The organism is Xanthomonas sp. BRIP62415, assembly GCF_003993515.1.
GTDB classification, from domain to species: domain Bacteria; phylum Pseudomonadota; class Gammaproteobacteria; order Xanthomonadales; family Xanthomonadaceae; genus Xanthomonas; species Xanthomonas euroxanthea.
The window spans coordinates 240,217-260,914 of the sequence record NZ_QEZH01000037.1 but is presented as its reverse complement, the minus strand read 5'-3'; the positions used below and the strand labels follow the sequence as shown (position 1 = coordinate 260,914).

Sequence of the window (20,698 nt, the reverse complement as noted above, 5' to 3'; positions counted from 1 at the left end):
GTTTGTTAGACACGCTTAGTTCTCATCGCCGCCGGTGGGCAAGGATTGCTGCAACGCCAGCACCGATTCCCATGGATCTGCACGCTGACGCTTGGCACGCTGCAGGGCCTTGTCCATCGGGAAGGCGTCCGGGCCGCTGATCTTGCCGAGTTCTTCCCAGCGCAGCGGGACGGCGACGGTGGCTTTTTCGCGCGCGCGCAGCGACCACGAACAGACGCTGGTGTTGCCGCGCCCGTTGCGCAGCCAGTCGACGAAGATCACGCCGTGGCGCTTGGCCTTGCTCATGGTGGCCACGTAGCGGTCAGGCGCATGCGTTGCCAGCACCTGGGCGAATGCCTCGCAGAAATCGCGCGCCTGCTCCCAGTCCGCTTCCGGCACGATCGGCACCACCACGTGCAGGCCCTTGCCGCCGGACAGGCGCACCGCGCTTTCCAGCCCCGCGCTGCGCAGCTTGGCGCGGATATCGCGCGCGGCAGCCACCACGTCGGCCCAGGACACCGCCTCGCCGGGGTCCAGGTCGAACACCAGCCGATCCGGATGCTCCGGATCGTCGACCTGCGCCCCCCAGGGATGCAGCTCCAACGTGTTCATCTGCACCAGCTCGAGCAGGCCGGCGGCATCTTCGACGTAGATGTAATCCTCGGTGCCGCTTTTTTGCTGCAGCGGAATCGCCTTGATGTGCGTGCCCAGGTGGCGGCCTTCGTGCTTCTGGAAGAAGCAATCGCCACCGGCGCCATCAGGGCAGCGCAGCAGCGACAGGGGCCGGCGTGCGATCTCCGCCAGCACCAGCGGCGCCACTGCCCGGTAGTAGTCGGCCACCTCGCCCTTGCTGATGCCCGCTGCGGGGAACACCACCCGCTCGGGATGGGTGATGGTGATGCCGTCTGTCGACGTGGACGTGGACGTGGATTTGGATTTGGATGTTGTGGACTTGGACGCCGCGGATTTAGAGGCCGTGGACGTGGCCGCCGCCGCCTTTTTGGATGTCGTGGTCGCGGTCGTCTTCGATGCCGTCGAACGCGCGCGTTTGCTGGTGGTGCTGGTGGATGCGTCGACTGTCGTTCTGGATGTTTTCGTGGTCGCCGTCGTGCGCGCCGGCGCAGCGGCCGTTGCCGCACCACGTTTGCCCGCAGCACGCGCCTTGCCCGGCGTGGCGCGGTCGCCGCCCAACTCGCTCATGGGTTTGTCCTCGCGTAGACGCTTGAACGCGGCCTGCCGCAACAGGCCTTCCTTCGCCCAGCCGCGGAAGGCGACCTCGGCGATCAGCACCGGCCGGACCCAATGCACATCGCGTGGCCGCCCCGGGATGTGCGTGGGCAATTCCAGCGTGGCGGTGTCGCTGTGCAGCGCCTGCAGCAGCGCGGTGATCTTGCCGAGCAAGGCATCGTCGAATCCGGTGCCCACACGTCCGACATAACGCAGCGTCTTGCCGTCGCGCTGCGCCATCAGCAAGGCGCCAAAGCCGCTGCGTGCGCCCTTGGGATCGGTGTAGCCCACCACCACGAACTCGTCGCTGTCCTCGTGCTTGGTCTTGACCCAATCGGCGCTGCGTCCTGCACGGTAGGGCGCAGCGGCGAGCTTGCTGACGATGCCTTCCCAGCCGGTGCCGGCGCTGGCCGCGAAGACCTCCGGGCCATGGCCGATCACATGGTCGCTAAACGCCAGTGTGCCCGGCGCATCGCCCAGCAATTCGCGCAGCAACTGCTTGCGTTGCAGCAACGGGGTATCGCGCAGGTCCACCCCGGCCACGCCCAGCAGGTCGAACACGATGTAGCGCAGCGGCTGCACGGCGCTGCCATCGAGCGCACGCTGCAGCGCCGAGAAATCGGTGCGCCCCTTGGCATCCAGCACCACCAGCTCGCCATCCAGGCGCGCATCGCGCACCGGCAAGGCCTGCACTGCGCGCACCACCTCCGGGAAGCGCTGCGTCCAGGCCTGGTCGTTGCGCGAGCGCAGCTGCACCTGGCCATCGACCAGATCGGCCAGCAGGCGGTAGCCGTCCCACTTGATCTCGTGCAACCAGCGCTCGCCATCGGGTGCCTGCTCGCGCAGCAAGGTCAGTTGCGCGCGCAGCTCGGTGGGGCATGGCGCATCGCGGGCGCCGTCCAGCGCCAGGGCGCGGGTATGCCATTGCGCGGAACGTGCACGCGCTGGGCGTGCGCGCTTGCTGGCCGCAGGCGACGTCGCGGCGCTCGTTTTTGCCGCTGGCGCACGCCGCGCCCGGCTGGTCTTGGCACGCGTCGCTGGGGCGGCCGCTGCCGATGCGCCGGCCGCCTGCTGCGCCACCAGCGCATCGGCATCCAGGTCGGCCGCAGACGCATCACTGCGCTTGAACAACAGCCACTGCGGTTTGCCGCCACGCATCTGCGTGCGCACCAAGGCGAAGCCACCGCGCAGCAATGAGCCCTGCAGTTCGAATTCCAGCTTGCCGGCGTCCAGTGCCGCCAACGCGTCGCCCTCGCACTGCCAATGCCCGTGGTCGAACACCTCCACATGCCCGGCGCCGTAATGGCCTTGCGGGATATCGCCCGCGAAGCTGGCATACGACAGCGGGTGGTCTTCCACCTCTACCGCCAGGCGTTTTTCGCCCACACGCAACGAGGGTCCCTTGGGCACGGCCCAGCTCTTGAGCACGCCGTCGAGTTCCAGACGGAAGTCGTAATGACGCGAGCTGGCGTGATGCAGTTGCACCACGAAGATCGGCTGCTTGCTGGCGCGTGCGGGCGTGTCGCCGGCCGGCTCCGGGGTCTGGTCGAAGCGGCGTTTGGCGTTGTAGTCGCGCAGTGACATGGACTGGGCCTACCCGGCCTTGCGGCGCGGCGCTGCCTTGCTGGCCGTGGCCTTGGTGGCCTTGCCCGCAGTCTTCTTGGTGGCCTTCTTGGCCACTTTCTTGGCGGCGGTCTTGGCGGTCTTCTTGGCTGGCGCGGTTGCCGGCGCGCTGCTCTTCTTGGCCGGCGTGCGCGTGTTGGCATGCAGGCTCTTTTGCAGCAGCGACATGAAATCGACCACGTTGGTGGTGGCGTCCTCGTGCTGCGGCGGCTCGACATCCACGGTGGTGGTGCCACCCTTGGCCTGGATGCGCTTGCGCAGGATCTGCTCGAGCTTGCCGCGGAATTCGTCGTGGTAGTCCTCCGGCTGCCAGGTGCCGGACATCGACTCGATCAGCTGTCTGGCCATCTCCTGTTCCTTGGGCGTGATGCGGTACTCGCCCACCGCGCCGGCCGGCAGCTTGAAGTCCTGCGGGTCCACCACTTCCTGCTGGTAGCGCAGCAGCAGCAGGATCAAGGCATCGCCCTGCGGCATCACCGCGGCCAGGTATTCGCGCGTGCGGATCACCACCTTGGCAATGCCCACCTTGCCGGTGTCGCGCAGCGTCTCGCGCAACAGCACGTAGCCCTTTTCGGCCTTCTTGCCGGGCACCAGGATGTAGGGCTTTTCGAAATAGCGCGGGTCGATGTCGGCGGCATCGACGAAGGTTTCCACCTCCACCGTCTCGTGGCTCTCCGGCGAGGCCGAGCGGATGTCCTGCTCCTCGACGATGACATAGCTGCCCTTGTCGTACTCGAACGCCTTGACGATCTCCTTCCACGGCACTTCATCGCCGGTGTCGGCGTTGACGCGCTCGAAGCGGATCGGCTTCTTGTCGCGCGAATCGAGCATGCGGAAATGCAGGTCCACCTTGCGCTCGCCCGACATCAACGACACCGGCACATTGAGCAAGCCGAACGACAGGGTTCCGGTCCAGATCGGTCGTGCCATCGGCGTGTGACTCCGGGTGCTGTTTGGGGTAGCCCATAGCTGTAGCGCGGCCACCGTGATCCATGCGTGAGCCATGTGTCTGCCGCTGCCACTGCGCCCCCTTCACCCGGTACGCGGTGAACTGCGCATCCCTCTCGACTTCCAGGAGAACCGCATGCCCCGTGACCCGCTACGCGAGCAACCGGCCCAGCCGGGCGAACAGCACGGCAAGCGCGATGCCGAGCACTACGAAGACCGCGGTGCCGGCGATGCGCCCGACACGCTGATTCCGGCCAATGGCGACACCCCGGCCAAGAAGCCGGGCACCGCGCCGTCGACCGTGGCAGACCGCTGACGACCGCCAGCCGAAATACCCGCCCGGCCACAGCAGCCGGGCGGGTGCGGGTCACGCCCGCCCTGCCTGCTGCAGCCGGGCAAATTCCTCATCGGCAAACAGGCGCGAGCGCACCAGAAAGCGCACGCCCTCGCCGTTTTCCAGCGAGAACATGCCGCCGCGCCCCGGCACCACGTCGATGATCAGCTGGGTGTGCTTCCAGTATTCGAACTGCGAGGGGCTGATATAGAACGGCGCGCCGCCGATCTCGCCCAGCAGCACGTCGCGGTCGCCGACGATGAAATCGCCCACCGGAAAACACATCGGCGAGGAGCCATCGCAGCAGCCGCCGGATTGATGGAACAGCACATCGCCGTGGCGCGCGCGCAGCGTGTCGATCAGCTGCAACGCCGCCAGCGTGGCCATCACCTGCAACGGTGGGTCTGTCTGCGTGGTGGTGCCCTGCATCGTCTGCCTCCTGCGGCGCGGTCAGGCCGCCATGTCGAGCACGATACGCCCCTCGATCGTTCCGGCGTGCATGCGCGCGAACACGTCGTTGATGTTGTCCAGGGTGTCGGTGGCCACGGTCGCCGCAACCTTGCCCTGCTCGGCAAAGGCAAGCGACTCCTGCAGGTCCAGCCGGGTTCCGACGATCGAGCCGCGCACGGTCACGCCATTGAGCACCATGCCGAAGATGTCCAGCGGGAACTGGCCCGGTGGCAGGCCGTTGAGCGACACCGTGCCGCCACGCCGCACCATGCCGATCGCCTGCTCGAACGCCTTGGGCGATACCGCGGTGACCAACGCGCCGTGTGCGCCGCCGATTTCCTTCTTGAGGTACGCCACCGGATCGGTGGTGCGCGCATTGACCGTCACCGTTGCGCCCAGGCGCCTGGCCAGTGCCAGCTTGGTGTCGTCCACATCCACTGCGGCCACGTTCATTCCCATCGCCTTGGCATATTGCACTGCCATGTGGCCGAGCCCGCCGATGCCGGAAATCACGACCCACTGACCCGGCTTGGTCTCGGTGACCTTCAGGCCCTTGTAGACGGTGACGCCCGCGCAAAGGATCGGCGCGACCTCGACGAAGCCGATGCCCTTGGGCAGGAGGCCGACGTAGTCGGCATTGGCCAGCGCGTACTGCGCGAAGCCGCCGTTGACCGAGTAGCCGCTGTTCTGCTGCGCCTCGCACAGGGTTTCCCAGCCACCCAGGCAGTGCTCGCAATGCCCGCAAGCCGAGTACAGCCACGGGATGCCGACACGGTCGCCTTCCTTGATGTGCTTGACGCCTTCGCCGACCGCCACCACGTTGCCAACACCTTCGTGGCCGGGAATGAAGGGCGGGTTCGGCTTGACCGGCCAGTCGCCTTCGGCGGCGTGCAGGTCGGTGTGGCAGACGCCACAGGCTTCGATCTTGACCAGGATGTCGCCGGCGGCCGGACGCGGCACCTGCACCTCCTCGATCACCAGAGGCTTGCCGAACTCGCGTACCACTGCAGCTTTCATCGTCTTGTCCACATTGCACTCCTGTCGCTGTCGTTGAGGAACCTTAGCCCCGGGCCGCAACCGGGGCCTTGATCGAGGTCAACGCCGCGGTGCGGACGCGCGGCGCCAGCCGATCGTCGCCGCGCACGCGCGCGACCGGCATGGGTGTCAGAAGAAGCCCAGCGCCTTGGGCGAATAGCTCACCAGCAGGTTCTTGGTCTGCTGGTAATGGTCGAGCATCATCTTGTGATTCTCGCGGCCGATGCCGGACTGCTTGTAACCGCCGAACGCAGCATGCGCCGGATAGGCGTGGTAGCAGTTGGTCCACACGCGCCCGGCCTGGATCGCGCGGCCCATGCGGTACAGCCGGGAGGCATCGCGGCTCCACACGCCGGCACCCAGGCCGTACAGCGTGTCGTTGGCGATCGCCAGGGCCTCGGCCTCGTCCTTGAAGGTGGTCACCGACACCACCGGCCCGAAGATCTCCTCCTGGAACACGCGCATCTTGTTGTGGCCCTTGAACACCGTCGGCTTGACGTAGAAGCCCCCGGCCAGCTCGCCGTCGAGCGTGTTGCGCTCGCCACCGATCAGCACCTGCGCACCCTCCTGCTTGCCGATGTCGATGTAGGACAGGATCTTTTCCAGCTGCTCGCTGGAGGCCTGCGCGCCGACCATGGTGTTGGGATCCAGCGGGTTGCCCTGCTTGATCGCGGCCACGCGCGCCAGCGCCTTCTCCATGAATTTGTCGTAGATCGATTCCTGGATCAGCGCGCGCGAGGGGCAGGTGCACACCTCGCCCTGGTTGAAGGCGAACAGCACGAAGCCTTCCACCGCCTTGTCGAGGAAGTCGTCGTCTTCGGCCATGACATCGGCAAAGAAGATGTTCGGCGATTTGCCGCCCAGCTCCAGCGTCACCGGGATCAGGTTCTGGCTGGCGTACTGCATGATCAGCCGGCCGGTGGTGGTTTCGCCGGTGAAGGCGATCTTGGCGATGCGCGGGTTGCTGGCCAGCGGCTTGCCCGCCTCCAGGCCAAAGCCGTTGACCACGTTGAGCACGCCCGGCGGCAGCAGGTCGCCGATGACGTCCATCAGCACCAGGATCGAGGCCGGGGTCTGCTCGGCCGGCTTCATCACCACGCAGTTGCCGGCGGCCAGCGCCGGTGCGAGTTTCCAGCACGCCATCAGCAGCGGAAAATTCCACGGGATGATCTGCCCGACCACGCCGAGCGGTTCGTGGAAGTGATAGGCAATGGTGTCGCTGTCGATCTCGGAGATGCCGCCTTCCTGCGCGCGGATGGCGCCGGCAAAATAGCGGAAGTGGTCCACGCACAGCGGCACGTCGGCATTGAGCGTCTCGCGCACCGGCTTGCCGTTGTCCCAGGTCTCGGCATGGGCGAGCAGTTCCAGATTCTGCTCGATGCGGTCGGCGATCCTGAGCAGCACGTTGGCGCGGTCGGTGGTGGAGGTCTTGCCCCAGGCGTCCTTGGCCGCATGCGCCGCATCCAGCGCCGCTTCGATGTCCTGCGCGTTGGAGCGCGCGATCGAGGTGAACACCTTGCCGTTGATCGGCGTGGTGTTGTCGAAGTACTGGCCACTGTGCGGCGCCACCCACTTGCCGCCGATGAAGTTGTCGTAGCGCGGCTTGAAGATGGACTGCGGGTCGGTGTTCAGCGGCTTGGCGGATGTGACGGCGTTCATCGGTGTCTCCTGCGGTACATGGGAAGAAGCCCGTGACGGGCGTCCCCGCTGTCACGCAAGGGTGATGCCAGGTTTTTCCTGCTGCATTGCGTCACGCCCGATCGCGCCGCGGGTGCGGCCGATAGTGGAGGTCTTCGCTGCGGCGCATCACGCGCAGCGCTTGCGCTGTGTCCGCAAACATGGTGTTTATCGCGACAGTGATCTTCTGGACTGTCGCAAATTGCGACACGAGGTGGCGGATGGCGATGTCGACGGAGCAGCAGCTGGGCCGCGCGCGGCGCTCGTTCTTCGAGCACGGCGCGATGCCGGCCGGGCAGGTACCGGACGCGATCCTGCAGTCGTGGCGACGCTGCCAGCGCCAGGGCCTGGCCGCCGAGGCGACACCGGCGATCGAACCGGTCAGCGCCGCACGCCTGCGCGAGATGCGCGAACGCCACGAGACCCTGTGGCGGCGCGCGCGCGCCGAGCTGGAAGGGCTGTCGGCCGACGCAGCGGCCACCGGCAGCGTCGTGCTGCTCACCGACGAGGCTGGCTGGATACTCGATGCCGAGGGCAGCACCGGCTTCCTTGAGCGCGCCGGGCGGGTGGCGCTGATGCCCGGCGCCTGTTGGAGCGAGAGCGTGCTCGGCACCAATGCCATCGGCACCGCGATCGTGGAGAGCCGCTCGATCGAGGTCCGCGGCGGCGAGCACTACCTCGCCCCGCACGGCATCCTCAGCTGTGCCGCGGCGCCGATCTTCGACCCTTACGGGCAGTTGGTGGGCGTGCTCGACATCTCCGGCGACGCGCGTCTGCAGCACATCCACGCGCTGGGACTGGCACGGCGCGCGGTCGCCAGCATCGAGCACCGCTACTTCGACGACGGCATCGCCGATTGCGAACTGCTGCGCGTACACCACGACCCGGCCCTGCTCGGCACCGCGCACGAGGGCCTGCTGGCATTCCGCGGCGGGCGCCTGGTGGCAGCCAACCGCGCCGGCCTGCAGCTGTTCGGGCTGGAGCGCCACGAACTGGGGCGCGCGCGCTACGACGCGCTGTTCGAGGAGCCGCTGACCCGGCTGCGCCACGACGGCGCCCTGTTCGATCGCCAGGGCCGCGCCCTGTACGGGCGCGTGGACGAGCGCGGCGACGCGCGGCCGCGCCGGCGCGCCACGCAGCCACCGATCACGGTCTCGGCCGCCCGCCAGGACGGTGACCGCGACGCACCGCTGTTCGAGGCCGAGATCGAGCGCCTGCTCGGGCGCGCCTGCCGGGTGCTGGATGCCGAGCTCCCAGTGCTGGTGCAGGGCGAGACCGGCACCGGCAAGGAGGTGTTCGCGCGCGAGCTGCACCGCCGCTGCACGCGCGCCGCCCGCCCGTTCGTCGCGGTGAACTGCGCCGCGCTGCCCGAGGGTCTGATCGAGGCCGAGCTGTTCGGCTACGAGGACGGCGCCTTCACCGGAGCGCGCAAGCACGGCAGCCCGGGGCTGCTGCGCCAGGCCGAGGGCGGGGTGCTGTTTCTCGACGAGATCGGCGACATGCCGCTGGCGCTGCAACCGCGGCTGCTGCGCGTGCTGCAGGAGCGCGAACTGTCGCCGCTGGGTGGCGGCAAGCCGGTGCGGCTGGATTTCGCGCTGGTCTGCGCCACCCACCAGGACCTGCAAGCGGCAATTGCCGACGGCCGCTTCCGCGCCGACCTGTACTACCGCATCGCCCATCATGTCGTGGCGCTGCCGGCGCTGCGCGCGCACGCCGACCGCCCGCTGCTGGTGCAAGAGCTGTGGCAGCGCCTGGGCCAGGGCCGCCGGCTCAGCAGCGACGCGCTGCAGGTCCTGGCCGACTACGACTGGCCGGGCAACCTGCGCCAGCTCTCGGCCTGCCTGCGCACGCTGGTGGCGCTGAGCGAACCCGGCGAGCGCATCGACCGCGACGCGCTGCCGGGCTACCTCGCCGCCCGGACCGCAGGGTCGGCGGTCGCCGCTGCGGCACCGGCACCGGCCGATAGCCTGGAGCAGCTGGCACAGGCGGCGATGCGGCAGGCGCTGGACGCCTGCGGCGGCAATGTCGCGCAGGCGGCACGCCGGCTCGGCATCAGCCGCAGCACGCTGTATCGCCGGCTCGGCCCGCAACGGGCCTGACACCGGGCGCGCAAGCGCATCGCCCACCGATGCGGCCCGGGAGCGCGCGGATGCACATGCCCACCGCCAAGAACCCCCCGCCGCCGCCATCAATGCCGGCATGCGTCATGCTGTATTCCTCGACGCAAACGGCGGCGTGCGGGCAACGGGAAACGCCGACGCGAGCCAGCTCGGCGCATTATCGCCGCTGACCAACGCCCTCTCACGTTGCGCATCAAGGGGGAGTCTGCGGGTACGAAACCTTACTCCACCATGCCTCTCAACGTGCCTGGACTTCCGCCCGCATCGCGATCGCTGCAGACGGCGACCGCAGTGCCGCCGTGGATCGCCACGGGTGACTCGCACACCGTGCGCACGCACCTCAGCCGCGCGCTGCAGTCGGCTTGAAGACGTCGGGATCGGCCATGGCAGCAGCGCAATCCTGCACCTTCCTCAGGTGATAGGACTGCAACTGCCAACCCGCTGTGGCCGATGCCGCAGTCCACCGATACGTCCAGTGGTAGCGCATCCCCGCGCCACATGCGTCGATGGCGACCGCATCCCCAGGCTGACCATGCTTCGGGAAGGCCACCTCGGGACTGGTCAGGTCTGCACGCCCGCCGGCAGCTGGCGCGTGCGTGCGGTAACTGGTGCGTAGCTGGCCTAGCTCGGCGGCGCTTGCCGGCCGCTGTTGCCTGGACGGCTGCGCCAGCAACCAGCGATGCACCTGCGCCACGGCTGGGCTATCGGCCGGATAGGTCCGCGTTACCTGCAGCGTGCCTGGTTCCGAGGGTGCAGCGGCACTGGCGATGGTGCCGCTCAACAGACTGGTCGCGCCGAGCGCCGCAACCGACACCACTTGCAGGAATGTCATCCCATGCTCCATGCGCTGTGTGCGGAACACCGAGCCTAGCACGCACCCCACGACCGGCTGGCCGCAGGGGCTGCAGCGATGCCGTGCAGGACCAGGTGCGCCATTTCAGCGACTGAAATAACCTGCCACGCAGGGGTGGCTGCGTGGATGCAAACCGATGCCGCCGGCACCCGCGCACCGAGCGCAGCGATCAGATCCAGACGTCGTTGTCTGCGGTGTAGGCGCCGCCCGCATCGCCGGTATTGACCACGCCGCGCGGCTCGACCAGCAGCACGCTGCATTCGTGCTCCGCCGCCGGCCGGTGTTCGACACCCTTGGGCACCACGTGCATCTGCCCGGCCGACAGCGCCACCACGCCATCGCGAAATTCGATGGTCATGCTGCCGTCCAGCACGATGAACACCTCGTCCGTGTCCGCATGCTGGTGCCACACGAACGCACCTTGCAGCTTGACCAGTTTGAACTGGTAGTCGTTCATTTCCGCCACGACACGCGGGGACCAGTGCTGCGACAGCAGGGCGAGCTTGTCGCTGAAATCGATCGGGGCGTAGCGCGTGTTCAACGGAGACATCCTTGTGGCGGAATGCGCGTGCAAGCTTAGTGCATCGCATTGCACGCAGTCACTGCTGCAGAAACGCGACGCCCTGCCGTGACGCCCGGCAAGCAATGCGAGCGGCTTGCCGAACGCAGTGCGCGCTTAGGTACCAGCGGTGCGGGTGTCTGCCGCACGCCACGCTTGCACGGCTGCGCTCACCTGCGCCCCGTGGCTGGCGCTGACATCGCGCGCGGCAAAGGCGTGCGGCCGCCATTGCACCTGCGCAGCCAGCCGTGCGCAGGCGGCATGCCCGTCTGCCAGCACGTCGGCCTGCTCGGTTGCGTCCAACGCCAGCAGCAGCGAAAAGCCGGTGGCCGAGATCGCGCAGTTGATGTCCAGCCAGTCGCGGTTGTCCTCGCGCAGGAGAAACCAGTCTGCGGGGGCGTGATCGATGACGACCATGGCGGGCCTTGGGTGGTGAGCACAGGTGTGGAGTGTCGATGGCACACCGTGGGTCAGCGGGACGGCTCGTCGCGCCCGGGTGCGCTCCTACGGTGACGGGCGTGTTGTTGAGCGCGCGCCGCCTGCGGCCGGATTGGCTGCCCAACGCTCATTGCAGGCCGACCGGTTGTTGGAGAGACATCCGCATGCTGTTGTGCCGCCGCGTGGCGGCACGTGCATTGGCGGGACGGCTTTGTCGCGCCCGGGTGCGCTCCTACGGGTGGCGGGCGCGTTGTTGAGCGCGCGCCGCCTGCAGTAGCTCAGCCGCCGAAATCCCATTGCAGGCCGACCGTGTAGGTGCGGTCCGGGCCTGGTTCGTAATAGCGCCCGTTGCCGTCGTTGACGATGACCGAGCCGACGTAGTGCCGGTCCAGCGCATTGTCGATGCGGGCGAAGGTGCGCAGCCCGCCCAGCGTGGTGGTCCAGCGCCGGGAGGCTTCCAGGTTGACCAGCGCGTAGCCGGGCGCGCGCTCGGTCGCCAGGTCGTTGACCACGGTGGCGTCGGAGGCCACCGTTTCGGCGGCGAACTGCCATTGCAACGGCTGCCACTGCCAGCGCGCGAACAGTTGCTGGCGCGGCACGCCCGGCAGGCGCGCGCCGCTGGCCACCGGCGCAGTGGGCGTGGCGCAGCCGCTGCTGGCGCAGGTGAGGTAGCCATCGCGCACGGTGGCATCGACAAAGGTGTAGGCCAGCTGCAGCTGCTGGGTGGTGCCCACCGGTTGATTCCAGCTCAGCTCCGCACCCTGGCGGCGGGTGGCACCGATGTTGCGGTAGGTGCTGCGGCCGTTGGTGTTGCTGGCCACGGCCAGTTCGTCGTCGGTGTCGGCGCGGAACAGCGCCACTTCCACCGCTGCGCCGCTCTGCGCGCGCCACTTGCTGCCGATTTCATAATTGCGGCTGGTCGCCGCGCCCAGATCCAGCGCCAGCCCGGCGCCGCCGTCGCTGCGATAGCCCAGCTCGTTGAAGGTGGGCGTTTCGAACCCGCGCCCGACCGAGGCGTAGAAACGCAGATCCTCGGCGGCGCGGAACACGATGCCGGCCACCGGCGTGGTTGCCGAATAATCGCGCTGGCCGCTGTCGTCGGGATTGCGCCCGAGAATGTAGTGGTCGTCCGAGTCGAAGCGCACCTGGCTATGCCGCACGCCCAGCAAGGCCGACCAGCGGTCGCTCCACTGCCACCACGCCTGCGCAAACTGGTCCACGTTCTCGACCTGGTCGCGCTGGTTGCGGCGCAGCGCGCCCTGCACGCCCAGCGTGTCGCCGACGAAATTCTCGTAACCGGTGCGGTGCTGGCGTTGACGATCCACGTTTGCGCCCACGGTCAGCTGCAAGGGCCGGCCCAGAGCCTGCCCCTGCCAGGCCCAACGTGCGTCGGCACCTTCGTAATTGCTGTCCAGATCGATCACCCCGCCCGAGTGCAGCGGATTGCGCTGCACCGCCACCGGGATCGCCAGGAACTGCTCCACGCTGCGCTGCCCGCCGTAGGCCATCAGCCGCAGCGTCTGGCTGTCCAGCTGCTGGGTGAAGATGGCCCCGGCCTGCGACTGCCGCACCGATTTGCGGGTGTTGAACTGGGTGGCCACCGCCGTGGCCTGCGCCGGGTCGGCCCTGAACTGCGCGCGGGTCAGGCCGAGCGGGTCCTGCGCGTCGGGTGCGTCCAGGTAGTTGAGCACCAGGTCCAGCCGGCGGCCCTCGGCCAGATCGAAACCGAGCTTGGCGTTGACCGACTCGCGCCTGGCGCGGCTATGGGCGCGGAAGCCGTCGGTTTCGAAATGATTGGCGGCCAGGTTGTAGTGCACCGCGCCCTGTTGGCCGAGCAACTGCGCACCCACGTTGACGGTGGCATTGCTGCCGTAGGTGGCGCGCAGCCGCCACGGGTCATTTGGGGCGCCGTCGGCGCTCCACAGCTGCAGCACGCCGCCGGAGGAGTTGCCGTACAGCGCCGAGAACGGCCCGCGCAGCACTTCCACCCGCTGCGCGCCCAGCACGTTGAAGTGCGACAGCTGGCCCTGGCCGTCGGGCATGCTGGCCGGGATGCCGTCGACCAGCAGGCGTACGCCGCGTACACCGAAGGTGGAGCGCGCACCGAAGCCGCGGATCGACAGCTGGGTGTCCTGCGCGTAGTTCTGCCGATCGCGCGCCACCAGCCCGGGGATGCCGTCCAGCAGCTCGGACACCTGCGCGCCGCGGCGGTTGTCGGCATCGGCTGCCACCACGGTGAACGAGGCCGGCAGGTCGAAGTCGTCCACGCCGTGCACGCGCGCGGCGTCCACCTGCACGGTGGGCAAGCTCTGGATCGGTGGGGAGGCGGGCAGCGCCGGATCGGCGGCCAGGACGGGCGACGCGGCGCCCGTGGCGAACAGGCCGCAGGCGGCGGCCAACAAGGTCAGTCTGGGCATGGGCGTAGTGTCCCTCATCCGTACTGTGGGCGCATCGTTGCGTACGGAACGAAGCATGCTACGCCGGCCATGGGCTGCTACGATGAAGTGGTTTGGCCCAGCCGCGGCCGAGCATCCGGAAGTCCCTCACTCTTTCGTCCTTCAGCGAGTCATGCCGTGTCCTTCTTTGCAAACGTGGAACAGGTTCCAGGCGACCCCATCCTGGGCCTGACCGAGGCCTACAACGCCGACAGCCGCCCCAACAAGGTCAACCTGGGCGTGGGCATCTATTACGACGAGAACGGGCGCATCCCGCTGTTGCGCGCCGTGCACAAGATCGAGCAGCAGCTTGCTCTGGATGCCAAACCGCGCGGCTACCTGCCCATCGACGGCCTGGCCGCCTACGACAAGGCCACCCAGGAGCTGCTGTTCGGCACCGAGTCGGCGCTGCTGGCCTCCGGCCGCGTGGCGACCTCGCAGACCGTCGGCGGCAGCGGCGCCCTGCGCGTGGGCGCGGACCTGCTCAAGAAGCTGCTGCCCACGGCCACCATCGCCATCAGCAACCCGAGCTGGGAAAACCATCGCGCGGTGTTCGGCGCGGCCGGCTTCGAGGTCGTGGACTACACCTATTTCGATGCTGCCAGCCATGGGCTGAACTTCGACGGCATGCTCGCCGACCTGGCAAAGCTGGAGCCGGGCACGGTGGTGCTGCTGCACGCCTGCTGCCACAACCCGACCGGCGCGGACCTGAGCAAGGAGCAATGGAAGCAGGTCGCCGGGCTGTTGAAGGAACGCAAGCTGTTCCCGTTCGTCGACATCGCCTACCAGGGCTTCGACAAGGGCATCGAGGCCGATGCCTACGCGGTGCGCCTGCTCGCTGCCGAAGGCATCGACAGCTACGTGGTCGCCAGCTCGTACTCTAAGTCGTTCTCGCTGTATGGCGAGCGCGTGGGCGCGCTGTCGGTGGTCTCGGCCACAGCGGCCGAAGCCAAGGCGGTGCAGTCGCAGGTCAAGCGCATCATCCGCACGATCTACTCCAGCCCGTCCACGCATGGCGCCGCATTGGTGGCCGGCGTGCTGACCAGCCCGGAGCTGCGCGATCTGTGGGAGCAGGAGCTGACCGAGATGCGCGAGCGCATCCACGCCCTGCGCGCGGGCCTGGTGGCCAAGCTGGACACATTGGGCGCGCCGGAGTTTGCGTTCATCCAGCGCCAGGCCGGCATGTTCTCGTACTCGGGCCTGACCAGGACCCAGGTGGACCGCCTGCGCGAGGAATTCGCGATCTACGCCGTCGGCACTGGCCGTATCTGCGTGGCCGCGCTGAGCCAGCGCAACCTGGACTACGTGGCACAGGCCGTGGCCACCGTCAGCCGGATGTAAGCGAGCGCATCGCGATCGGCCACCGCGGCCGACGCCTGCAAACCGGGAGCGCGCCAGCCTCCCGGTTTTTTTATGCCCGCAAACGCCCCCTTCCCAGCCCTCGCCGCGTCCTTCCCCGCCGGCGGGCGAAGGTGCCCGAAGGGCGGACGGGGGCAAGCGCAGCGCGACCATCGCTCCCCCATTCGCGCATGTTCGATCAACAACGCGGCAAAACGCGCATGCAGTGATCGAAATCTAACGGCGCAATGGCGACAATGGCGGACCACTTCCTACACAGGCTGCCCGCCCCCATGTCGCGTCCCTCGCTGACCCGCTTCCTGATCGAAGAGCAACACGCCGGCCGTATCGACCCGGAATTGCGCCAGCTGATCACCATCGTCTCGCGCGCCTGCAAGCGCATTTCCATCGCCGTGAGCAAGGGCGCCCTGGGCGGCGTGCTCGGCGATGCCGGCACCGGCAACGTGCAGGGCGAGGCGCAGAAGAAGCTCGACGTGCTCAGCAACGACATCCTGCTCGAAGCCAACGCCTGGGGCGGCCACCTGGCCGCGTGCGCGTCGGAAGAAATGGATCACAGCCAGCCGGTGCCCGACCAGTACCCCAGCGGCGATTTCCTGCTGCTGTTCGATCCGCTGGACGGCAGCTCCAACATCGACGTCAACGTCTCGGTCGGCACCATCTTCTCGGTGCTGCGCGCGCCCAAGGGCACCGAAAAGCCCGGCGATGAGCACTTCCTGCAGCCGGGCACCCAGCAGGTCGCCGCCGGCTACTGCATCTACGGCCCCAGCACGATGCTGGTGCTCACGCTCGGCCATGGCACCCACGCCTTCACCCTGGAGCGCGAGGAAGGCAGCTTCCTGCTGACCCAGGCCAACATGCGCGTACCCGACGACACCGCCGAATACGCCATCAACATGTCCAACCAGCGCCACTGGGAGCCGGCCATGCAGTCCTATGTCAGCGACCTGCTGGCCGGCAAGGACGGCAGCCGCGGCAAGGACTTCAACATGCGCTGGATCGCCAGCATGGTCGCCGACGTGCACCGCATCCTCACCCGCGGCGGCATCTTCATCTACCCCTGGGACAAGAAGGACGCCTCCAAGCCCGGCAAGCTGCGCCTGATGTACGAAGCCAACCCGATGAGCATGCTGGTGGAACAGGCCGGCGGCGCGGCCACCACCGGGCGCGAGCGCATCCTGGACCTCCAGCCGACGCAGCTGCATCAGCGCGTGCCGGTGTTCCTGGGTTCGAAGAACGAAGTGAATGAGGCCACGCGCTATCACGTGGAGTTCGACAAGGCGCAGGGCTGAACTTTCGGCGCAAGCCACACGCCGCGCTGACGCCTGCCAGACACCCGCCCCGTGCGGGTGTCTTTGTGTGTGACGACGGCTGATGACGCAGTCAATGATGGTCTGCAGAGCGACGAGAACTGCGCCAGCAGCCACATCCTGCCGTCGGTTGACTCACCACCGGGCAGCGGTGAGTATCGCCCTCGGGCCGGAGTGGGGCGGTCTACGGGAAGTCGATCTCTACGCGCAATGCCTTGCAAGCAGTCGCCTGACTGCCCGCAGGGATCACATAACGATCAGGGAGTTCACATGAAGACCGCATGTGTTGCACTGGTGGCTGCCGTCATGTTGCAGGCCACACCCGCCTTCTCCGCGCCAACCGCGCCATCGCCACTGGTCGGAACCTGGCTGCTGGACACCAGCAGCCTCCCGATGCCGGCAGCGGTACGACCCAAACGTGTCGTCCTGGAGTTCAAACAGGTTCCAGGCAACAAGTGGGCCACCAGCGCCGAGATCATCGAACACGACAACAAGACGCTGCAGGCGCAATCCACGCTGTTGCTGGACGGCACGCCGGGCAAGGCCTCGGGCACCTACCTGGTCGATCGCGCCGCAGTCAAAATGCCCGAGCCCGGCGTGCTGGTGATGCAGTTGATGTATCAAGGTGTCCCGGCATCCACACGCACCTATACGGTCAGTGCCGACGGCAAGGTCATGACCGAGATTGAAGCGTACTTCAAGGACGGCAACCCGGTGATGCGCACGGCGTATTTCAAACGCGCGGCAACTCAGCCCAGGTGAACCCTGGCGAGCCGACGCCGCATCGCGGCGCGGCTCGTTTATTTGAGGAGCAGCGGCAGCTTGAAGGCAGGGAGCCTGTATGCGACATCTTTCATCGATCGATCTTGCAGCCACATTACGGCGCAGCAGGTCGGTCGCGTAGTTCTCGGAAAAAAATCGCCCCAAGCTGCCTGTGTCGCAACGCACATCGCCCCGATACCGTATGAGCCGACCAGAGCATCCATGACCGAAATCAAATTCACCGAAGGCGAGCGGGCGGCGATCACCCGCAAGATCCAGCTGTATTTCACCGAGGAGCTGAAACAACAGATCGGACGCTTCGATGCGGAGTTTCTGCTGGATTTCTTCGCCGACGAGGTGGGAGCCTATTTCTACAATCGGGGCGTCTACGATGCGCAGGCCATCGTTGCCAGCAAGCTCGATGACCTGGGTGAGGCGATCTATCAGCTGGAACGTCCTACCGACTTCAAGACGTAATCAGCCACCTCACATGCCGCAGCATTGAGAAGTTCCATTTCTCTGCTGCAAGCAGGGCAACATGCGCGTGCCCGAGAACACCGCCGAATACGCCATCAAGTCGCGTCGTTCCGTCACGTTGTTCAGTGATCCCTGCAACGCAAGGGCGTCACTGCGCCATTCCAGTCTTCAGCTGGCCAGCATCCTTGAGAAGTGCAAGCGCCCACTCCACACGGTCCGATGCGGTGGCGACCAGGCTGCCTGGATCCTCGCCCAGCAGGGCGCGCAGTTGATGCGGCGCGAAGACCAGGTCGACGAAGTGGCTTGCCAACGCAGCCGGATTGGCCGGTTGATCCGGGCCGTCCTGGATCGCCGCCTGCACGCGCCGCAGCCCGCCTTCCCAGCCGATGCGGTTGACTTCAGCGGCAAGCGCTGGCGCGCGAATGGAGGTGCCGACGACCAGGCGCATCATGGCCACCGTCTGGGGCTGTAATGCATGCGCAAGCATCCCTTGCCCTGCGTGTCTCAGGCGCCCCTCCAGATCCATGGGGACGCTGGCTGCGGCAGGCAGGGGCTGGGTGTCGACATCGCGACGGACCACCGCTTCAAAAATGGTGTCCTTATTGGCATAGCGCGCGTAAAAGCTTGCCTTGCCTGCACCGGCCAGCCGCGCGATGTCCTCACACGAGGTGTCCTCGAATCCGCGCTCCAGGAAGAGGTGCAGTGCCGCATCGAGTAAGCGCCGTTCCACATCGCCCGCTTTATCGAGTGGCGGCCTTCCGCCTTTTGACTTTTGCTTGACTGCTTTCATCGACGAAAAGTTACACGTCGCTTGCATTCCCATCAACTGAACGATATCGTTCAGTTGTTCGCTGCATGGTCTTCCAGGCCGGCGAATGGCGGAGCTGCTGAGTGACGCAGAGCTTGCTGCGCTGTTGCAGTTCTCATTGCCATTGTTGGCGCAAAAAGACCCAGGCACGAGGCAATTGTGGAGACAGATGCGACATCCCGAATCGTTGTTGCAGGCGCCACCGGCGACCTGGGTGGCCGGATCGCCTTTGCGCTGAAGGACCAGGGAGCCGCTGTCGTTGCCCTTGTTCGCCAAGGTGCCGGGAAGGACCGTGTTGCGGCCCTGCAACGCAGGAACATCGAGGTCCGCTACGTCGAGATGGAAGACGCCAAATCGTTGCGTGAGGCGGTCGGGAATGCGGCCTGTGTCGTGTCCGCGCTCAACGGTTTGGAAGACGTCATGCTGGATCAGCAGGGAAAGCTGTTGCATGCAGCGGTCAGCGCCGGCGTGCCTCGCTTCATCCCGTCTGATTTCTCGCTGGACTATACGAAGACACGGCCGGGCGACAATCGAAACCTGGATCTGCGGCGCCGGTTCAGAGACCGGCTGGATGCCGCGCCGATCGCGGCCACCTCGGTGTTGTGCGGCGGCTTTCTGGAGCTGCTTGAGGGCAGTGCGCGCCTGGTGGTCCCGGGCCGTCGCGTCATGCATTTTGGCGACGCGCACCAGCAGCTCGATTTCACCGCCAAAGATGACGTCGCCAGCTACACGGCCGCGGCCGCACAGGATGCCACGGCCCCGCGGGACCTGCGCATTGCCGGCAACAGCATTTCGCCCAACGACATCGCGCAACTGCTCACCGAACTCATCGGGCAGCGCTATCGCACGCTCAGGCCCGGCGGGCTCGGGACCATGTCGGCAATCATCCGTGCGGTGCGTGCACTCACACCCGCCAGCGATGATCCCTTCCCTCCCTGGCAGGGCATGCAATATCTGCGCGACATGATGAGCGGGCGCGGCAAGTTGGTCCCGCTGGATAACGATCGCTACGGTGCGCGCTCCTGGCAAACAGCCCGCCAGACACTGGCCAACACCTATGTACGGGAGTCTTGAGATGCGCGATGGCATTGCACCGTTCCATATCCAGGTTGCACAAGCAGAGCTGGATGACCTTGCACACCGGCTGAGGCAAACGCGTTGGCCGAGTAGGGAAACCGTGGCGGACCACAGCCAGGGCCCACAGAGCGAGCGCATCCGGCGCCTGGTGGACCGCTGGCAGTCCGGTTACGACTGGCGTGCGACAGAACAGTTGTTGAACGGCTGGAACAGCAGTCGTACGACGATCGATGGACTGGAGATCCAGTTCCTGCATGTACGCTCGCCCGAGCCCGATGCGCTTGCTTTACTGCTGACGCACGGGTGGCCCGGTTCGGTGCTCGAATTCCGCGAGGTGATCGGCCCCTTGAGTGACCCGGTGGCCCATGGCGGGCAGGCGTCGGATGCCTTTCATCTCATCATTCCATCCTTGCCTGGCTTTGGGTTCTCTGCAAAGCCGACCGCCCGTGGCTGGGGAATCGGGCGCACGGCTGCGGCATGGGTCGAACTGATGCGCCGCTTGGGGTATGGCGAGCGCTGGGCCGCACAGGGCGGCGATTGGGGCAGTGCGATCACCACCGCGCTTGGATTCATGCAGCCACCGGGCCTGGTGGGCATCCATCTGAACATGGTGATGTTCGAACCCAGCACGCAGGAAATCGCCGAAGCCACACCGGCCGAGCAGAAGATGCTGGAGGACGCCCAACGCTACTACACGGAATTTTCCGGCTACATGAAGCTGCAAAGCACCCGGCCGCAATCGGTGGGCTTCAGCTTGGCGGACTCTCCGGTGGGCCTGGCTGCATGGATCTATGCACTCTTCCAGGACGTCTCCCAGAGCGGCTTTGAACCGGAGAAGGTGTTCGCGTTGGACCACCTCATCGATGACATCATGCTGTATTGGCTCCCGAACGCAGGGCCCAGCTCGGTGCGTCTGTATTGGGAAGCCGCGCAGGAAGCCAGGGCGCAGATGCCTTCGCATCCAATGCCCACGCCAACTGGCATCAGCATGTTTCCCGGCGAGCAGGTGCGCCTTTCCCGGCGCTGGGCAGAGCGCCGCTTTGCGGATCTCCGTTTTTTTGGGCAAGCGCAGCGGGGCGGACATTTTGCGGCGATGGAGAATCCGCCGGTGTTTGTCGATCATCTGCGAACGACGTTTCGGTCGCTGCGGTGACGGCGGCCGAGTCTGGCATGCCCGCATTGCCTTCGCGCCACGGCCCTGCCGGCTGCGCCGGCGTCTCCGCTTTGCAG

18 protein-coding genes are annotated in these 20,698 nt (G+C 66.9%); 8 read left to right on the top strand and 10 right to left on the bottom strand.

Annotation, left to right across the window (positions count from 1 at the left end):
- Positions 1-15: 15 nt before the first annotated feature.
- Both ligD and EO141_RS20475 read right to left on the bottom strand, forming a co-directional pair.
- A complete protein-coding gene (ligD, locus tag EO141_RS20480) occupies positions 16-2,790 on the bottom strand; it encodes a non-homologous end-joining DNA ligase (RefSeq protein ID WP_127170117.1) in 2,775 nt (924 codons plus the stop codon).
- Between the two features lie 9 nt (positions 2,791-2,799).
- Positions 2,800-3,759 (bottom strand): Ku protein, encoded by a 960-nt coding sequence (locus EO141_RS20475; RefSeq protein ID WP_127170116.1) that lies wholly within the window; start codon positions 3,757-3,759, stop codon positions 2,800-2,802.
- A gap of 154 nt (positions 3,760-3,913) precedes the next feature.
- Here EO141_RS20475 and EO141_RS20470 point away from each other — a divergent pair, with 154 nt between their 5' ends.
- The gene (locus EO141_RS20470; protein WP_127170115.1) at positions 3,914-4,093 is read left to right on the top strand and encodes a hypothetical protein; all 180 of its coding nucleotides are present in this window, start codon (positions 3,914-3,916) and stop codon (positions 4,091-4,093) included.
- A gap of 51 nt (positions 4,094-4,144) precedes the next feature.
- Here the strand turns inward: EO141_RS20470 and EO141_RS20465 are convergent, their stop codons facing one another.
- The 3 genes from EO141_RS20465 to adh all read right to left on the bottom strand — a co-directional run bounded on the left by EO141_RS20465 (position 4,145) and on the right by adh (position 7,255).
- Positions 4,145-4,540 (bottom strand): DUF779 domain-containing protein, encoded by a 396-nt coding sequence (locus tag EO141_RS20465; protein WP_115046113.1) that lies wholly within the window; start codon positions 4,538-4,540, stop codon positions 4,145-4,147.
- Positions 4,541-4,561: 21 nt separating this feature from the next.
- The gene (adhP, locus tag EO141_RS20460; RefSeq protein WP_104650499.1) at positions 4,562-5,590 is read right to left on the bottom strand and encodes an alcohol dehydrogenase AdhP; all 1,029 of its coding nucleotides are present in this window, start codon (positions 5,588-5,590) and stop codon (positions 4,562-4,564) included.
- Between the two features lie 135 nt (positions 5,591-5,725).
- Complete coding sequence (gene adh / locus EO141_RS20455) at positions 5,726-7,255, bottom strand: aldehyde dehydrogenase (RefSeq protein ID WP_127170114.1); 1,530 nt, start codon at positions 7,253-7,255, stop codon at positions 5,726-5,728.
- Positions 7,256-7,494: 239 nt separating this feature from the next.
- Here adh and EO141_RS20450 point away from each other — a divergent pair, with 239 nt between their 5' ends.
- A complete protein-coding gene (locus EO141_RS20450; RefSeq protein WP_127170113.1) occupies positions 7,495-9,372 on the top strand; it encodes a sigma-54-dependent Fis family transcriptional regulator in 1,878 nt (625 codons plus the stop codon).
- 361 nt (positions 9,373-9,733) lie between these two features.
- Here EO141_RS20450 and EO141_RS20445 read toward each other — a convergent pair whose 3' ends face one another.
- The 4 genes from EO141_RS20445 to EO141_RS20430 all read right to left on the bottom strand — a co-directional run bounded on the left by EO141_RS20445 (position 9,734) and on the right by EO141_RS20430 (position 13,660).
- On the bottom strand, positions 9,734-10,225 hold the full coding sequence (locus EO141_RS20445; RefSeq protein ID WP_206514836.1) for a hypothetical protein: 492 nt from the start codon (positions 10,223-10,225) through the stop codon (positions 9,734-9,736).
- 190 nt (positions 10,226-10,415) lie between these two features.
- Entirely contained in the window at positions 10,416-10,796 is a 381-nt protein-coding gene (locus tag EO141_RS20440) for a cupin domain-containing protein (protein WP_127170112.1), read from the bottom strand.
- A 126-nt stretch (positions 10,797-10,922) separates the two neighbouring features.
- Positions 10,923-11,222, bottom strand: a complete 300-nt coding sequence (locus tag EO141_RS20435; RefSeq protein WP_127170111.1) for a hypothetical protein — start codon at positions 11,220-11,222, stop codon at positions 10,923-10,925.
- Positions 11,223-11,521: 299 nt separating this feature from the next.
- Entirely contained in the window at positions 11,522-13,660 is a 2,139-nt protein-coding gene (locus EO141_RS20430; protein WP_164739348.1) for a TonB-dependent receptor, read from the bottom strand.
- Between the two features lie 156 nt (positions 13,661-13,816).
- Between EO141_RS20430 and EO141_RS20425 the strand changes: the two genes are divergently transcribed.
- The 4 genes from EO141_RS20425 to EO141_RS20410 all read left to right on the top strand — a co-directional run bounded on the left by EO141_RS20425 (position 13,817) and on the right by EO141_RS20410 (position 17,583).
- A complete protein-coding gene (locus tag EO141_RS20425; protein ID WP_127170109.1) occupies positions 13,817-15,019 on the top strand; it encodes an amino acid aminotransferase in 1,203 nt (400 codons plus the stop codon).
- A 290-nt stretch (positions 15,020-15,309) separates the two neighbouring features.
- Positions 15,310-16,326 carry a class 1 fructose-bisphosphatase gene (locus tag EO141_RS20420; protein WP_104584495.1) on the top strand — a complete coding sequence of 339 codons (1,017 nt, stop codon included), beginning with the start codon at positions 15,310-15,312 and terminating at the stop codon, positions 16,324-16,326.
- A 312-nt stretch (positions 16,327-16,638) separates the two neighbouring features.
- Positions 16,639-17,106, top strand: coding sequence for a LuxR family transcriptional regulator (locus tag EO141_RS20415; RefSeq protein ID WP_127170188.1), 468 nt, complete (start codon positions 16,639-16,641; stop codon positions 17,104-17,106).
- A 222-nt stretch (positions 17,107-17,328) separates the two neighbouring features.
- Complete coding sequence (locus tag EO141_RS20410; RefSeq protein WP_127170108.1) at positions 17,329-17,583, top strand: DUF2164 domain-containing protein; 255 nt, start codon at positions 17,329-17,331, stop codon at positions 17,581-17,583.
- Positions 17,584-17,731: 148 nt separating this feature from the next.
- On the opposite strand, the gene EO141_RS20405 is transcribed toward EO141_RS20410, so the two are convergent.
- A complete protein-coding gene (locus EO141_RS20405) occupies positions 17,732-18,373 on the bottom strand; it encodes a TetR/AcrR family transcriptional regulator (protein ID WP_127170107.1) in 642 nt (213 codons plus the stop codon).
- Between the two features lie 177 nt (positions 18,374-18,550).
- On the opposite strand from EO141_RS20405, the gene EO141_RS20400 reads away from it, so the two are divergent.
- Positions 18,551-19,465, top strand: coding sequence for an NmrA family NAD(P)-binding protein (locus tag EO141_RS20400; RefSeq protein WP_127170106.1), 915 nt, complete (start codon positions 18,551-18,553; stop codon positions 19,463-19,465).
- A gap of 1 nt (position 19,466) precedes the next feature.
- Positions 19,467-20,621 (top strand): epoxide hydrolase family protein, encoded by a 1,155-nt coding sequence (locus EO141_RS20395; protein WP_127170105.1) that lies wholly within the window; start codon positions 19,467-19,469, stop codon positions 20,619-20,621.
- The last annotated feature ends 77 nt before the right edge of the window (positions 20,622-20,698 follow it).